Origin of the sequence: Sphingobium yanoikuyae (assembly GCF_034424525.1) — a bacterium.
Lineage (GTDB): Bacteria > Pseudomonadota > Alphaproteobacteria > Sphingomonadales > Sphingomonadaceae > Sphingobium > Sphingobium yanoikuyae.
The window spans coordinates 4217556-4232552 of the sequence record NZ_CP139979.1 but is presented as its reverse complement, the minus strand read 5'-3'; the positions used below and the strand labels follow the sequence as shown (position 1 = coordinate 4232552).

Annotated in this window: 13 protein-coding genes; 9 read left to right on the top strand and 4 right to left on the bottom strand. The window is 65.7% G+C overall.

Translation table 11 applies throughout. The annotated features are described in order from the left end of the window. The first annotated feature begins 45 nt into the window (after positions 1–45). The 5 genes from leuS to U0025_RS19510 all read left to right on the top strand — a co-directional run bounded on the left by leuS (position 46) and on the right by U0025_RS19510 (position 6974). Positions 46–2607 carry a leucine--tRNA ligase gene (gene leuS / locus U0025_RS19530; protein ID WP_004209177.1) on the top strand — a complete coding sequence of 854 codons (2562 nt, stop codon included), beginning with the start codon at positions 46–48 and terminating at the stop codon, positions 2605–2607. Between the two features lie 64 nt (positions 2608–2671). Next, the gene (gene lptE, locus U0025_RS19525) at positions 2672–3217 is read left to right on the top strand and encodes an LPS assembly lipoprotein LptE (protein ID WP_004209176.1); all 546 of its coding nucleotides are present in this window, start codon (positions 2672–2674) and stop codon (positions 3215–3217) included. Then, entirely contained in the window at positions 3214–4242 is a 1029-nt protein-coding gene (holA, locus tag U0025_RS19520; protein WP_004209175.1) for a DNA polymerase III subunit delta, read from the top strand. The genes lptE and holA overlap by 4 nt, the downstream gene beginning before the upstream one ends. 43 nt (positions 4243–4285) lie before the next feature. Next, positions 4286–4690, top strand: a complete 405-nt coding sequence (gene msrB / locus U0025_RS19515) for a peptide-methionine (R)-S-oxide reductase MsrB (protein WP_004209174.1) — start codon at positions 4286–4288, stop codon at positions 4688–4690. Positions 4691–4880: 190 nt separating this feature from the next. Next, the gene (locus tag U0025_RS19510; RefSeq protein WP_004209173.1) at positions 4881–6974 is read left to right on the top strand and encodes a transglycosylase domain-containing protein; all 2094 of its coding nucleotides are present in this window, start codon (positions 4881–4883) and stop codon (positions 6972–6974) included. A gap of 9 nt (positions 6975–6983) precedes the next feature. On the opposite strand, the gene U0025_RS19505 is transcribed toward U0025_RS19510, so the two are convergent. After that, positions 6984–7949 carry a retroviral-like aspartic protease family protein gene (locus tag U0025_RS19505; RefSeq protein WP_004209172.1) on the bottom strand — a complete coding sequence of 322 codons (966 nt, stop codon included), beginning with the start codon at positions 7947–7949 and terminating at the stop codon, positions 6984–6986. Between the two features lie 278 nt (positions 7950–8227). On the opposite strand from U0025_RS19505, the gene rho reads away from it, so the two are divergent. After that, positions 8228–9484: a transcription termination factor Rho gene (gene rho, locus U0025_RS19500; RefSeq protein WP_004209171.1), complete on the top strand. Its 1257-nt coding sequence runs from the start codon at positions 8228–8230 to the stop codon at positions 9482–9484. A gap of 116 nt (positions 9485–9600) precedes the next feature. Beyond that, positions 9601–10320: a YjbE family putative metal transport protein gene (locus tag U0025_RS19495; RefSeq protein WP_004209170.1), complete on the top strand. Its 720-nt coding sequence runs from the start codon at positions 9601–9603 to the stop codon at positions 10318–10320. A gap of 39 nt (positions 10321–10359) precedes the next feature. On the opposite strand, the gene U0025_RS19490 is transcribed toward U0025_RS19495, so the two are convergent. The 3 genes from U0025_RS19490 to U0025_RS19480 all read right to left on the bottom strand — a co-directional run bounded on the left by U0025_RS19490 (position 10360) and on the right by U0025_RS19480 (position 13202). After that, complete coding sequence (locus U0025_RS19490; protein ID WP_037491839.1) at positions 10360–11382, bottom strand: phytanoyl-CoA dioxygenase family protein; 1023 nt, start codon at positions 11380–11382, stop codon at positions 10360–10362. A gap of 147 nt (positions 11383–11529) precedes the next feature. Beyond that, positions 11530–12501, bottom strand: a complete 972-nt coding sequence (locus U0025_RS19485; RefSeq protein WP_004209168.1) for a quinone oxidoreductase family protein — start codon at positions 12499–12501, stop codon at positions 11530–11532. Beyond that, positions 12501–13202, bottom strand: a complete 702-nt coding sequence (locus tag U0025_RS19480) for a dienelactone hydrolase family protein (RefSeq protein WP_004209167.1) — start codon at positions 13200–13202, stop codon at positions 12501–12503. Before U0025_RS19480 ends, U0025_RS19485 begins: the two co-directional genes overlap by 1 nt. A 164-nt stretch (positions 13203–13366) precedes the next feature. Between U0025_RS19480 and U0025_RS19475 the strand changes: the two genes are divergently transcribed. Both U0025_RS19475 and mnmE read left to right on the top strand, forming a co-directional pair. Beyond that, the gene (locus U0025_RS19475; RefSeq protein WP_004209166.1) at positions 13367–13624 is read left to right on the top strand and encodes a DUF6489 family protein; all 258 of its coding nucleotides are present in this window, start codon (positions 13367–13369) and stop codon (positions 13622–13624) included. After that, positions 13625–14911 (top strand): tRNA uridine-5-carboxymethylaminomethyl(34) synthesis GTPase MnmE, encoded by a 1287-nt coding sequence (mnmE, locus tag U0025_RS19470; protein WP_004209165.1) that lies wholly within the window; start codon positions 13625–13627, stop codon positions 14909–14911. It abuts the gene before it with no gap. Positions 14912–14997 lie beyond the last annotated feature (86 nt).

The following is a 14997-nucleotide window of genomic DNA, read 5'->3' as shown; positions in this document are numbered from 1 at the left end:
GGGCTTTCACAGAGCCCAGCCCGCTTGCATTTGTAAGGACATGACATGCAAAGGCGCTTCAACCCGCTGGAGGCCGACGCCCGCTGGCAGGCCGTCTGGGACGAGAAGCAGAGCTTCAAGGCGGACGATGCCTCGACGAAGCCGCGCAGCTACGTGCTGGAGATGTTCCCCTATCCGTCGGGGCGCATCCATATCGGTCATGTCCGCAACTACTCGATGGGCGACGTGCTGGCACGCTTCCGCCGGATGACCGGCCATGAAGTGCTGCATCCGATGGGCTGGGACGCGTTCGGCATGCCGGCCGAAAATGCGGCGATGGAAAAGAAGGTGCATCCGGGCGAATGGACCCGGTCGAACATCGCCAATATGCGCGCGCAGCTGAAGAAGCTGGGTTTCGCGATCGACTGGAGTCGCGAACTCGCCACCTGCGAGCCGGATTATTATGGCCATGAACAGGCGCTGTTCTTGGACATGCTGGAATCAGGCCTGGTCTATCGCAAGGAAAGCCAGGTCAACTGGGATCCGGTCGACATGACCGTGCTGGCGAACGAGCAGGTGATCGACGGGCGCGGCTGGCGTTCGGGCGCGCTGGTCGAGAAGCGCAAGCTCAACCAGTGGTTCCTCAAGATCACCCAGTTTGCCGACGATCTGCTGGAGGGCCTCAATACGCTCGACCAGTGGCCCGACAAGGTGCGCCTGATGCAGGAAAACTGGATCGGCAAGTCGGTCGGCCTGCAGTTCAGCTTCAAGCCGGTCGCGCCGTTCGACAGCGAGATCGAGGTCTATTCGACCCGCCCCGACACCATCTTCGGCGCCAGCTTCGTCGCGATCGCCGCCGACCATCCGGTCGCGCAGGCCGTTGCCGCGAACAATCCCGATGCCGTTGCCTTCATCGAGAAGTGCAAGGAAGGCGGCACCACCGCCGCCGAGCTGGAAACGGCGGAGAAGCTGGGCTTCGACACCGGCCTGACGGTCGCGCATCCGTTCGATCCGGAATGGCACCTGCCCGTCTTCATCGCCAATTTCGTGCTGATGGACTATGGCACCGGGGCCGTCATGGGCGTGCCCGCGCATGACCAGCGCGACCTCGACTTCGCGCGCAAATATATGCTGCCGGTCGAGCGCGTCGTCGCGCTGGATGGCGAAGCCGACAAGCCGATCCATGACGAGGCCTATACGGGCCCCGGCCATCTGGTGAACTCGCGCTTCCTGGACGGCATGGCGGTCGAAGCCGCCAAGGCCGCCGTCATCGCGCGCGCCGAGGGTGAAGGCTGGGGCGCGGGCAAGACCGTGTTCCGCCTGCGCGACTGGGGCGTGTCGCGCCAGCGTTACTGGGGCACCCCGATCCCGGTCATCCATTGCGATGATTGCGGCGTGGTGGGCGTGCCCAAGGACCAGCTGCCGGTGACGCTGCCCGAGGATGTGACCTTCGACATTCCCGGCAACCCGCTGGACCGCCATCCGACCTGGAAGCATGTCGATTGCCCCACCTGCGGCAAGGCGGCGCGGCGCGAGACCGACACGCTCGACACCTTCGCGGATTCGAGCTGGTATTTCATCCGCTTCGCCAGCCAGCCCGACGACAAGCCGTTCGATCGTGCGACCGTCGAGCAGTGGCTGCCGGTCGGCCAATATATTGGCGGCGTGGAACATGCGATCCTGCATCTTCTCTACGCCCGTTTCTGGACCCGCGCGCTGCAGCATATGGGCCAGCTGGGCTTTGCCGAGCCCTTCACCGGCCTGTTCACCCAGGGCATGGTGACGCACGAGACTTACAAGATCGAAAAGCCGAAAATGGTTGTTGATGGCGTAGAAATTACGCCGGTTAACGGAACGACCCAGTTTCTTTCTCCGGCTGAAATCGAACGCCGTGACGGGAAAGTCTATACTCTTGGCGGTGGTATTGAGGTCGAAGTCGGCCGCGTCGAGAAGATGTCCAAGTCGAAGAAGAATGTCGTCGATCCCGATGACATCATCGAACAATATGGCGCCGACGCCGTGCGCTGGTTCATGCTGTCGGACAGCCCGCCCGAGCGCGACCTGCCCTGGACCGAGGCTGGCATCGAGGGCAGCTGGCGCTTCGTCAACCGCGTCTGGCGCCTGTTCGGCGAAGCCGATGCGGCGGCAGAGGGCCAGGACAAGGCCCTGGACCGCAAGCTGCACCAGACGATCGACGGCGTTTCCAAGGATATCGAGGCGCTGGGCTTCAACAAGGCCGTCGCCAAGATCTATGAGCTGGTGAACGCGATCGAGAAGGCCAAGCCGTCGGCCAGCCGTACCGCGGCGATCCGCGCGCTGGCGCTGCTGGTCGCGCCGATGACCCCGCATCTGGCCGAAGAGGGCTGGGCCGAGATGGCGCAGCCGGGCCTGATCGCCGAAGCCGCCTGGCCGGCGGTCGATCCGGCACTGCTGGTCGAGGATGAAGTGACCATCGCCTGCCAGGTGATGGGCAAGCTGCGCGACACCATCACCGTGCCCAAGGGCACGCCCAAGGATGAACTGGAAAAGCTGGCACTGGCCGCGCCGAACGTCGTTCGCACGCTGGATGGCGCCACCCCCAAGAAGGTGATCGTGGTGCCCGATCGTCTGGTCAATCTGGTCATCTGACCTGTGCCCGTCACCCCGACCTTTGGTTCGACAAGGGCGGGGTGACGGGATAAGGATCATGCCCATGAAGCGCATCCTTCCCCTCGTCGCCCTGACTCTTCTCACCGCTTGCGGGCTGCGCCCGGTCTATGGCGGCGGTAGCCATGGCGCGGTGGCGCAGGGGCTGGGCCATGTCGAAGTGCAGGATATTGCGGGCAAGGGCGGCTGGCTGATGCGCAACGCCCTCAACGACCGGCTTGGCGCGATCAGCAATGGTTCCGGCCCCAGCTACAAGCTGGTGGTGAAGCTGGACGACCAGATCAGCGGTTTCGGTCTGCGGTCCGACGCGGCCATCACCCGTGAGCGGCGTACGCTGCGGGCGCGCTATCAGCTGATCGATGAAGCGACCGGCGCGCAGGTGCTGGACGACAGCGCCGGGTCGGATGCCGGCATCAACGCGACGTCGAGCGAATATGCGACGATCGCGGCCGAAGACACGGCGCTGGAGCGGCTGTCGGAGATCGTCGCCGACCAGATCGTCACCCGCCTGGCGCTGTATGCGACGCGCAAGGAAGGCGCCCAGGCGGCGCCATCGTCGGCCCCATCGCCGGCGGCGTCGACCGGCCAGTGAAAGCCAATCGCGGCCAGATAGAAAAGGCGCTCGACGCGCCGCCGTCGGATATCCGCTTCTTCCTGCTCTACGGTCCTGACGAGGCGGGCAGCACCGCGCTTGCCAGGCGGCTGGAGCGGGCGATGGGGCCGGGGGCCGAGCGGGTTGATCTGGACGTGGCCACGCTGCGCGAGGATCCGGCACGGCTGGCGGACGAAGCGGCGTCCTTCTCCATGTTCGGCGACAAGCGCTGGGTGCGGATCAACGGCATGGGCGACGAATCGTTGCCGGCGGTGACGGCGTTGCTGGAGGCGGAGGCGGCGGGCAATCCGGTGATCGCGATCGCCGGCGCGCTTAAGGCGACGTCGAAGCTGGTCAAGCTGGCGCTCGACCACAAGGGCTGCATGGCCTTCATCTCCTATCAGCCCGATGCCCGCGAGGCGGAGCAGATCGCGATGGCGACCGCGCGCGAGAACGGCCTGCGTCTGCCGCAGGAACTGGCGCGCCGCATCGTCGACCTGGCCAATGGCGACCGGGCGCTGATGGGAATCGAGATCGAGAAGCTGGTCCTCTATCTCGACGCCGCGCCGGAACAGCCGCGTGAGGCGACGGCGGAGGCGCTGGACGCGCTGTCGGCCGACAATCCCGATTCCGATGCCGCGCCGCTGGTCAATGCGGTGCTGGGCGGTGACCTCAGGGCGATGCACAAGGAACTCAACAATCTGGCGGAGATCGGCGCGGCCATGGCGTCGGTGATCCGGCCGCTGCTGACCCGTGCCATGCTGATCGCCAATATCCGCGCCGATTTCGACAGCAGCGGGCGGCTGGAGGCGGCGGTGGAATCGGCCGGCAAGGCGGTCTTCTGGAAGGAGAAGGGGCTGGTCACCCGCCAGGTGCGGCTGTGGGACGCGACCGGCATCGCCCGCGTCATCCAGCGTCTGGCCCAGGCCGAACGGTCCAGCCGCGGCGGCAAGGGGCTGGGCGATCTGCTGGTGCGGCACGAGCTGCTGGCGATCGCCCGACAGGCGGCGCGCGAGCGGGCCTGATCGCGGACTTGATAAGGGCTTCGGCGGACGCCATATTGCGGCCATGGAAAAGCTGGACCTGAGCGAAGCCGAATGGCGTGCGCGCCTTTCCCCCGAACAATATCATGTGCTGCGCGAAGCGGGCACCGAACGGGCCTTCACCGGCAAATATAACAGCAACAAGGCTGACGGCGTCTATTATTGCGCCGGCTGCGGCGCGGAGCTGTTCGATGCCGAGGAAAAATATGACAGCGGGTCGGGCTGGCCCAGCTTCACCGCGCCGGTCGATATCGACGCGGTCGAGGAAATTCGCGACGCCAGCCATGGCATGATCCGCACCGAGGTGCGCTGTGCCACCTGCGAGGGCCATCTGGGCCATGTCTTCCCTGACGGCCCCGGCGTCAACGGCCTGCGTTACTGCATGAACAGCGCGTCGCTGGATTTCAAGTCGCGCGACGACGCGGAATAGGAACGACAGAGGGACGGACCGCTGCGGAGCGGGGGCAGTATGTCCTGCCCGCCCCGGCTTGTTCGGACCTCCACCGAGAATATTCATCGCGGGTAAAGCCGCATCATCCTTACAGACCGGGGAGTTTTCCGGACGAGCGCCCTGATTTGCGCTGGTCCGGGCCGGTAATAGCGCGTATCCGGGGCGGCAAATGGCACGATCTGACAAGAGCAAGAAGGCGCCGGGCAAGGCGAAGAAATGGCTGGTGCGCGGGCTCAAGATCGGTCTGGTCGGCGCCTTTGCCGGTCTGGTCGCGATCGGCGTGGCCGTGTTCATCGCGATGCAGTCGCTGCCCGACTATAACAGCCTCAAATCCTCCCCCAATGGCCAGATGATCCGCGTCCATGCGGCGGACGGATCGGTCATCGTTTCCCTGGGGCCGAGCTTCGGCCGCTGGCTGAGCTATGACCAGATCCCCTCGGTCATGGTCGATGCGATGGTGTCGACGGAGGATCGCCGTTTCTACATGCACCCCGGCGTCGATCCGGTCGGCATGGCACGCGCGGCCTGGGTCGCGCTGGAACGGCGCGGCAGCGGCCGGCGCTGGCAGGGTGCCTCGACCATCACCCAGCAGGTCGCGCGCAACATCTTCCTCAACAACAGCTATAGCTGGGGCCGCAAGGTCCGCGAGATGGTGCTGGCGATGGCGCTGGAGCGCAAATTCTCCAAGCAGCAGATCCTGGAACTCTATCTCAACAAGGTCTATTTCGGCGGCGGGGCCTATGGCATCGACGCTGCCAGCCGCAAATTCTTCGGCCATCCCGCGCAGAGCCTGGACCTGCCCGAGGCGGCGATCATCGCCGGCCTGGTGAAGGCGCCGTCCAGCTATTCCCCCACCGCCGATGCCGAGGCCGCGATCGGCCGCGCCGGGGTGGTGCTCGACCTGATGCAGGAAAATGGCAAGATCAGCGCTACCGATCATGCCAATGCCAATCTGGACGGCGTGCGCATGGCGCCCGAGCCGCCGCAGAACAGCGTGCGCTATTTCACCGACTGGGCGCTGCCGCAGCTCGACACGCTGATCGACGAGCCCAATGAGCCGCTGGAAGTCTATACCACCATCGACCTTGGCATGCAGAATGCGGCGACCGCTGCAGTGAAGGCAAACGTGTCGAACGGCATGCAGGGCGCGCTGGTCAGCCTGGACCGCGATGGGGCAGTGCGCGCCATGGTCGGCGGGCTCGACTATGTGACGTCCAACTATAACCGCGCGACGACCGCCGTGCGCCAGCCCGGCTCGGCCTGGAAGATCTTCGTCTACATGGCGGCGCTGGAGGCGGGCTATACGCCCGATACCGGCGTTACCGACGAGCCGGTGACGATCAATGGCTGGAGCCCGCGCAACAGCAATGGCCGCTTTGCCGGCGCGATCGATATCCGCACCGCCTTTGCCTATTCGATCAACACGGTCGCGGCGAAGCTGGGCGTGGAGGTCGGCTTCCCGACCGTCGCCGACATGGCGCGCCGCTTCGGCATCACCACGCCGATCAACACCCACCCCTCGATGGTGCTGGGCACGTCGGATGTGCGGCTGATCGACATGACCCGCGCCTTTGCCTCGATCGCGCGCAAGGGCGTGGCGGTGACCCCCTATGGCATCACCAAGGTGACGACTGCCGATGGACGGATGCTCTACCAGCATCAGGACGATACCAGCCGCGTGCTGGTGGCGCCCTGGGTCGCGGCGGGCATGACCGACCTGATGCAGACCGCGGTCAGCACCGGCACCGGCAGGGCGGCGCAGATCGGTCGCCCGGTCGCGGGCAAGACCGGCACCACCAACAGTGGCAAGGATGGCTGGTTCCTGGGCTTTTCCAGCGGCATCACCACTGGCGTCTGGGTTGGTCGCGATGACGCCAAGGCGGTGCCTTCGCTCTATGGCGGTCGCGCACCCGCCCACGCCTTCGCCGATTATATGAAGGTCGCCGTCGCCAAGCGGCCGGTGGAGCAGTTCGAGACCCAGGTCACCCTGCCGGAATGGCAGCTGGAGCCGGACGAGGAAGCCTATTACGGCCAGCCGGATAACGGCATGGAAGGCGGCATGATGGTCGATGAAAATGGCCTGCCGATCGACCGCGCCCGGCCGGCCGGCAGCGAGGCGGAGGATGGCGAGGAGGCGGCCCAGCCCGATCCGGCCGATCGCCCGGCGCCGCCGCGCCTGGACCAGCAGTGGATCGACAATGTGCTGGGCCGCACGCCGCGCCAGCGCCAGCCGGCCCAGCAGCAGCGACCCGAAAATCCCTGATCCCGTGCCTCAGCGTCCCTGACGGGGCGCTGAGGCCGCCAGCCGGACCGGATCGAGCGCGCCGGTATCGGGCAGCAGGAAATCCACCTTGCCCCGGCCGAAGTCGATCGCCACCCGGTCGAACAGCCGCAGTGCGTTCATCCCCAGCATCAGCGCCGGCTTGTCGGCCAGGCCCAGCTCGGCAAAGGGGCTGGCCTCGGCGAACAGCACCGGCACGCCGGTCAGCTTGACCCGGCCCATGCGCACGAAATCCAGTCGCCCGACATCGCCGGTCAGCGTGTCGCCGGTCACGCTGATCAGGCTGGCCTGCAGCAGTGCGGGCGCGCGCTTCTTGCGGACCAGCTTGTCGCGCAGTGCCAGATTGCCGACGCTGAAATTGGCGCCCGTATCCAGGATGATGTTCACCTTCATCCCGTTGACGTCGGAATCGAGCAGGATCAGCTGCCCCTTGCGCCGGCGCGCCTCGACGATGATCGCGTCGGGATCGCGCGGGGCCAGGCGGCGGCTTTCGCTGATCTCCATCCGGCCAGTGCGGAAATTGAGCAGCACCCGCTTGGCATGCAGGCTGTCGAGGCCGAGCAGGCCGGCGGCGCCAAGATGCTCGCCATTCAGCACCGGTGCCTCTATATCGTCCACCGTGGTCGCGCCGAAGCCGAGCCGGGGCACGGCGACGGTCGGCACCTCCGCCTTGCCGGTCATGCTGAGGATGGTGACGATCCGCCGATTGGGCAGGGCGAGCCGGTCGGCCAGGTCGCGGGCGATGACCGTGCGCTGCGAGCCGGTGTCGATCACGAAGTTCCACGGCCCCTTGCCGTCGATATTGATGGGAATGGTGACGCGGTCGTCGAGCGAGGGGCCGGTGCGGACGACGGTGGGGGGTATGTCGGGATCGAGCGGGGGGCTATCCTGCGCGGCGAGTGGCAGCGCGGTGAGCGCGCCCGTGGCGATCGCCATCAGGGCACGGAAATAACGCATTTCCTCATCCTTCCGATATTTTATGTCTCATCATATCATGGGGCAGGATATGTCGTCCATCGCCGCAGATGGGGCACCACCTGTCGAAAATCCCCGGATCGCCCATGATTTCAGGCGGAATAGGGAAATGTCCTCGCTTGACTTGAGGGCCGGGCGCTCGCTAAACGCCGACTATTCCCCTCGCCCGTCCGGCGCGAGGCTTTCCCGAGACATTGACCGGGCAAAATCTCCTTTCTTACCCGGCTATTCTATCCCTCACTCCATCGGACCGACTCGCAATGCATCTCAAGGACCTCAAGAAGACAGTTCCCGCCGACCTCGTCACCATGGCGGAAGAACTGGGCGTCGAGGGCGCATCGACCCTGCGCAAGCAGGATCTGATGTTCGCCATCCTGAAGGCCGAGGCCGAAAATGGCGCGCAGATCATGGGTGAGGGCACGATCGAGGTGCTGCCGGACGGCTTCGGCTTCCTGCGCAGCCCGGAGGCGAATTTCCTCGCTGGTCCCGACGACATCTATGTCTCGCCCAATCAGGTCCGTCGCTTCGGCCTGCGCACCGGCGACACGGTCGAGGGCGAGATCCGCGCGCCCAAGGATGGCGAGCGCTATTTCGCCCTGACCAAGCTGCTGTCGGTCAATTTCGATGATCCGGACGTCGTCCGCCATCGCGTCAATTTCGACAACCTGACCCCGCTCTATCCCGAGCAGAAGCTGCGCCTCGACACGCTGGACCCGACCATCAAGGACAAGTCGGCCCGCGTCATCGACATCGTCTCGCCGCAGGGCAAGGGCCAGCGTACGCTGATCGTCGCGCCGCCGCGCGTCGGCAAGACGGTGATGCTGCAGAACATCGCCAAGGCCATCACCGACAATCATCCCGAAGTCTTCCTGATCGTCCTGCTGATCGACGAGCGTCCGGAAGAAGTCACCGACATGCAGCGCAGCGTGAAGGGCGAGGTCGTCTCCTCGACCTTCGACGAGCCTGCCACCCGCCACGTCCAGGTCGCTGAAATGGTGATCGAGAAGGCCAAGCGTCTGGTCGAGCACAAGAAGGATGTCGTCATCCTGCTCGACTCGATCACTCGCCTCGGCCGCGCCTACAACACCGTCGTGCCCTCGTCGGGCAAGGTGCTGACCGGCGGTGTCGACGCCAACGCGCTGCAGCGCCCGAAGCGCTTCTTCGGCGCCGCGCGCAACATCGAGGAGGGCGGCTCGCTCTCGATCATCGCGACCGCGCTGATCGACACCGGCAGCCGCATGGACGAAGTCATCTTCGAAGAGTTCAAGGGCACCGGTAACTCGGAAATCGTGCTGGACCGCAAGGTTGCGGACAAGCGCATCTTCCCGGCGCTGGACGTCGGCAAGTCCGGCACCCGCAAGGAAGAGCTGCTGGTCGAGAAGCCGACGCTCAGCAAGATGTGGGTGCTGCGCCGCATCCTCATGCAGATGGGCACGGTCGACGCGATGGAATTCCTGCTCGACAAGATGAAGGATTCCAAGACCAACGAGGATTTCTTCGCGACCATGAACCAGTAAGCGCGGCGGCGGCTGCACGGATGTGCGGCCACCCTGCCATATATTTTGCGGTGAGAGCCGGGCCATGTATATGGTCCGGCTTTCTTCATTTTCACATACAGGGACGTTAGGCCGTCATGCTCGACCTTATCGCCACCGCCGCTTCGGCCGCCCAGGGGCTCGGTTCCCCGGCGGATATCTGGCAGCATATCGTCAACGACTTCAGCAATATCGGGACGCCCAGCGCCCTAGCCGCCTTCGGCCAGGTGTTGATGATCGATATCCTGCTGGCGGGCGACAATGCGATCGTCGTCGGCGCGCTGGCCGCCGGCCTGCCGCCCAAGCAGCGCCAGCAGGTCATCCTGATCGGCATCATCGCCGCGCTGGTGCTGCGCATCGGCTTCGCGCTGGTGGTCAGCCAGCTGATGCAGATTGTCGGCCTGATCCTGGCCGGCGGCCTGTTGCTGCTGTGGGTCAGCTGGAAGATGTGGCGCGAATTGCGCCCCAATGCCGGCGCGCATACGCCTGATGATCCGAGCGACGACGATGTATCGGGCGTGCGCCCGGCCAAGAGCTTTGCCGCCGCCGCTTGGTCGGTGGCGATCGCCGACGTCAGCATGAGCCTGGACAATGTGCTGGCCGTGGCCGGTGCGGCGCGGGAACATCCCGGCATCCTGATCATCGGCCTGATCCTGTCGGTGGCGATGATGGGCATCGCGGCGAACATCATCGCCAAATATATCGAGCGCTTCCGCTGGCTGGCCTATCTGGGCCTGGCGGTGATCGTCTATGTTGCCTGCTCGATGATCTATGACGGCATCATGGACCGGTCGGTCGGCATATTGACGCTCTTCTGATCGATCTGATCGACGCTATCCCAATCGGCCCGCCCACGCTCAGTCGTCGGCGGGCCTTTTCATGCCTGCGTGCCGCCAGGGGTGGCCGATCCAGCGCGCCACGGCATCGCGCAGCCCCCAGCGCAGGTTGATGCGCCGTTCGGTGATGCCGGGCAGGCTCCAAATGTCGAGCCCCACCAGCGGGCGGAAGGGGTTGCGCCGGCCATAGGCCCAGAGTTCGACGCGGGTGGAACGCTGTGCCGCTTCTCCGCGCGCATGGAAGCCGAATGTGTCGGCGATCACCAATGTGTTGGCAGGGACCGGAAACTGGCGCGGCGGGGGGAGGCCAAGACCGGCCAGTTCCGCTTCGTCGATCCGCAGCGATCCGCGCGCCGACAGGCGGCAATCGCCATCACGCGCTGTCAGGCTGCGCTGTTTCTCCCAGGCCGCGCGCGCGGGGGTCAAGCGATGCGATCCGGGCACATAGGTGAAGGGGCCGCCTTCGGCCGGGACATCCTCCAGGAACAGCCAGGCCTTCATCGCGGGATGGAAGGTATCGGCGTGCAGTTGGGTCTGCGGATCGGGCGCGCCGTCCCGCCGATGGGTGAGAATGGTCTGGATGTAGATCAGCGGCTCGACGTTGAAGCCGGCGGCATAGCGCGCCAGCGCACGCCAGCGGGGATGATCGAGAAAGCGGGCCATAGCGGGCATGGCGCGCCGTGCAGCCCCGTCCAGTGCGTAACGGCGGGTGATGGTATGGCCCTGTGCCATTTCACGTGGAACAGCCTGATAGGCTGCAATCTGCTCGCGCAGGGCAGCAAACTGCTCCGGCGGCAGGAAGTCGCGAATCTCGATGAAACCGTCGCGATCAAAGGCATGACGATCGGCTGCGGAGAGATTTGCGGCGAGACGCGAGCGACGACGGGCTGTCATCCATTGGGCGAGCCTGACGCGCCCGACATGGAGGCCCAGCGCATTGAGCCGGGACGAACCGATCAGCGGATTGTCGAGAAAAGATTTGGCGCCGGTCGCCAGCTGCACGGTCCACCATGGCAGCAGGATCAGCTTGGCCAATCGGGGCATGTTCTTGTTCTTCCGGGACGGCTGCATCTCCTGTCGGATACTGCAAATGGCGATCAATAGGGAAGGGCGGGCAGACCGCCTGCACAAAAAAAGGGACGGCATGTGCAAATGCCGTCCCTGATAGGATTATGCAGATCAACCAGAGGCTTAGGGGATCAGGATGGTGCTGCCGGTCGTCTGGCGCCCTTCCAATGCGCGATGGGCGTCCGCAGCGTCGGCGAGAGCGAAGCTCTGGCCGATCTGCGCTGACACGATCCCGCGTGCCATACGGTCGAACAGGCGTTCGGCGGTGTTGGCCAGTTCTTCCGCCGTCGCGACATAGTCGAACAGGGTCGGGCGGCTGACATAGAGCGAGCCATTGCGGCTGAGATCGAGCAGGCTGATCGGCGGGACGGCACCCGACGCATTGCCATAGCTGACCAGCAGGCCGCGGCGGCGCAGGCTGGCGAGTGATGCGGCCCAGCTATCCTTGCCGACGCCATCATAGGCGACGGCGACGCCCTTGCCGTCGGTCAGGTCGCGCACCTGTGCCACCAGATCGTCGAGCGGGCCGGACAGGCTGTGGTCGGCATCGACTTTGGCCGCCTTTTCCGGCGATCCGCTATGGGCGATCACGACCACGCCCTTGTCGCGCAGCCAGGGCACCAGCACCGATCCCACGCCGCCCGCGGCGGCATGAACCAAGGCGACATCGCCGGGCAGCAGGTCGATCATGTCCTCCGCCAGATAACAGGCGGTCATGCCCTTGAGCATCATCGCGGCGGCATCGCGCGTGCTGACCGCATCGGGGATGCGCACGACCCGATCGGCCGGGACGATGCGGTGGGTGGCATAGGCGCCCAGGCCCGCCGCGCAGCCGACCTTGTCCCCCACGGCAATGCCACTGACGCCCGCACCAACCGCAACGACATGGCCTGCACCTTCCGATCCCAGCGTCAGGGGCAGGGGGGCGGGGTAGAGGCCGGTGCGATAATAGGTGTCGATGAAGTTGAGGCCGACCGCATCCTGCGCGATCAGGACCTCGCCTTCGCCGGGCGTGCCCGGATCGAAATTCTCGCGCTCGATCGTCTCGGGCCCGCCATGGGCCCGGACGATCATCCGGTATGCATCACCCGACATCAGGCGAGCGCCTGCGCGAAGAAGTCGGCGGTGCGACGGTCGGCCAGCTGGGCGGCTTCCTCGACCCGGCGATCGCCCATCTCGGCGGCGAAGCCATGATCCAGCCCTTCATAATCATGCAGGGTGACGTGGCGGTTGTCCTTCAGCCCGTCATGCATCTTGGCCTGAACGTCGGCGGGGACGAAGCCGTCATTGGTCGGGATATGCAGCATGGTCGGCTTGCCGATGGCATGTTGTTCGCCCAGCAGCCCGTCGATGCCCACGCCATAATAGCCGACAAAGGCATCGCCATCGGTGCGGCAGGCGGTCATGAAGGCAACGCGGCCGCCCAGGCAATAGCCGACGACGCCGACCTTGGCCGGGCCTTCCAGCATCGCGCGCGCGGCGCGGATCGTCGCCTCGATATCGCGGACGCCCTGATCCTGGTTGAAGCGGGGGATATAGTCGAGCGCCTGCTGCATCTGCTCGGGGATGTCAGCGTCCAGCTCGATATGCGGATCGATGCGCCAGAACAGGTCGGGCGCGATCGCCAGATAACCGGCGCGGGCCCAGCTGTCGCATTTGCGGCGGATGCCTTCATTGACGCCGAAAATTTCCTGGATGACGATGATCGCCGCCTTGGCCGGGCTGTCGGGCGTGGCGACATAGGCGTCGAACTGGCCGTCGCCTTCCAGCGTCTTGATCGGAATATAGTCTGCCATGGGATATCCTTCCGCCTTGGGGAGTCTGTTGGTCGAGGCGCATATTGGCGCCTTGGGCGAGGGGCGCAAGCGCGCTGTCACGCCCAAAAAATTTGCCATCGCCGGCCTGTTTGCGGCATGAGATGGAGCGACAGGCGGATGACCGCGACAGGGAAGGGCAGCAGATGAAAGTGACCGTCGACGTGGATTGCACCCCGGCCGAGGCGCGCGCCTTTCTGGGCCTGCCGGACGTCAGCCCCATCCACGACAAATATATCAAGACGATGCTGGACAGCATGGACGGCATCGGCAGCGTCGAGCAGATGGAGACTCTGTTCAAGAGCTTCTCGCCAATGGGCGATGCCGGCGTGCGCCTGTTCAAGCAGATGATGGATATCGGCCTGTCCGGCATGGCGGGCAAGAATGGCGACAAGAAGGATTAAGTGAGCGAGACGATCTTCGCCCTGTCGAGCGGTGCGCCGCCGGCGGGGATTGGCGTGGTGCGCGTCAGCGGCCCGATGGCGGGCAATGCGCTGCAGGCGCTGGCCGGGCGACTGCCCACCCCCCGCATGGCGAGCCTGGCGCTGCTGAGCGATCCGCGCGATGGCGCGCCGCTCGACCGGGCGTTGCTCTTGTGGTTGCCGGGGCCGCGTACGGTGACGGGCGAGGATATGGCCGAATTGCATTGCCATGGCGGCCGGGCGGTGATCGCAGCGGTCGAGGCAGCACTGGGCGCGATGCCAGAGTTGCGCCGCGCAACTGCGGGCGAATTCACCCGCCGCGCCTTCGCCCATGGCCGCATGGACCTGAACGAGGTGGAGGGACTGGCTGACCTGCTGGCGGCCGAGACGCAGCAGCAGCGGCGGGCAGCGCTGGCGATGATGGAGGGCCATTTCTCGCAGCGGATCGACGGCTGGCGGATGCGGCTGCTCGATCTGTCGGCGATGGCCGAAGCGGCGCTCGACTTCTCCGACGAGGATGATGTCCCCGACGCCGATATCGAGGCGCGGATCGGGCAGGGGGTGATGGCACTGGCGGATGATGTCGGCGCACTGATATCCGCACCTTCTGCCGAGCGGCTGCGCGACGGTATCCGGGTGGTGCTGGCTGGGCCGCCCAATGCCGGCAAGTCGACCTTGCTCAACCGGTTGGTGGGACGCGAGGCGGCGATCGTGTCCGACATTGCCGGCACCACCCGCGACCGGATCGAGGTGCCCGCTTCGATCGGCGGCACCGCTTTCCTGTTCACCGACACGGCCGGGCTGCGCGACGAGACCGGCGACGCGATCGAGGCGATCGGCATCGATCGCGCACGGGCGGCGCTGGAGGCGGCGGACATCATCCTGTGGCTGGGCGACCCGGCCGAGGCACCGCGCGAGGATGCGCTGCTGATCGCGGCGCAGAGCGATGTCGCGCTGTACGGTTCCGACCGGCCCGGTCTGCGTCTGTCGGCGCGGACGGGTGAGGGGGTGGACGCGCTCGTGACGATGCTGCTCGATCGGGCGGCGACGCTGCTGCCGGGCGAGGGCGACTATGCCCTGCACGCGCGGCAGCGGGACGGCGTACGCCAACTGCACGATCATCTGCTCGCCGCAGGACAGGCTCGCGACCTGCTGGTGCTGGCGGAGGAATTGCGCCTGGGTCGGCGGACGATCGATGCGTTGACCGGGCAGGCGGGGACCGAGGATATGCTCGACCGTCTCTTCTCGGGATTCTGTATCGGGAAGTAAGTGAAATTTGCGCGAGTGATGGCTGATAGTGCGATGTTCCACGTGGAACGCTTTTGACCGCAGGCCCCTGAATCTGATATGGGGCC

What these genes read in the sequence shown, in the direction of transcription:
- U0025_RS19505 (WP_004209172.1), bottom strand. Translation starts at nt 7,949, where the DNA reads ATGCGTTATTTCCGTGCCCTGATGGCGATCGCCACGGGCGCGCTCACC.
- U0025_RS19475 (WP_004209166.1), top strand. Translation starts at nt 13,367, where the DNA reads ATGAAAGTGACCGTCGACGTGGATTGCACCCCGGCCGAGGCGCGCGCC.
- U0025_RS19495 (WP_004209170.1), top strand. Translation starts at nt 9,601, where the DNA reads ATGCTCGACCTTATCGCCACCGCCGCTTCGGCCGCCCAGGGGCTCGGT.
- U0025_RS19490 (WP_037491839.1), bottom strand. Translation starts at nt 11,382, where the DNA reads ATGCCCCGATTGGCCAAGCTGATCCTGCTGCCATGGTGGACCGTGCAG.
- U0025_RS19480 (WP_004209167.1), bottom strand. Translation starts at nt 13,202, where the DNA reads ATGGCAGACTATATTCCGATCAAGACGCTGGAAGGCGACGGCCAGTTC.
- rho (WP_004209171.1), top strand. Translation starts at nt 8,228, where the DNA reads ATGCATCTCAAGGACCTCAAGAAGACAGTTCCCGCCGACCTCGTCACC.
- leuS (WP_004209177.1), top strand. Translation starts at nt 46, where the DNA reads ATGCAAAGGCGCTTCAACCCGCTGGAGGCCGACGCCCGCTGGCAGGCC.
- U0025_RS19510 (WP_004209173.1), top strand. Translation starts at nt 4,881, where the DNA reads ATGGCACGATCTGACAAGAGCAAGAAGGCGCCGGGCAAGGCGAAGAAA.
- U0025_RS19485 (WP_004209168.1), bottom strand. Translation starts at nt 12,501, where the DNA reads ATGTCGGGTGATGCATACCGGATGATCGTCCGGGCCCATGGCGGGCCC.
- msrB (WP_004209174.1), top strand. Translation starts at nt 4,286, where the DNA reads ATGGAAAAGCTGGACCTGAGCGAAGCCGAATGGCGTGCGCGCCTTTCC.
- lptE (WP_004209176.1), top strand. Translation starts at nt 2,672, where the DNA reads ATGAAGCGCATCCTTCCCCTCGTCGCCCTGACTCTTCTCACCGCTTGC.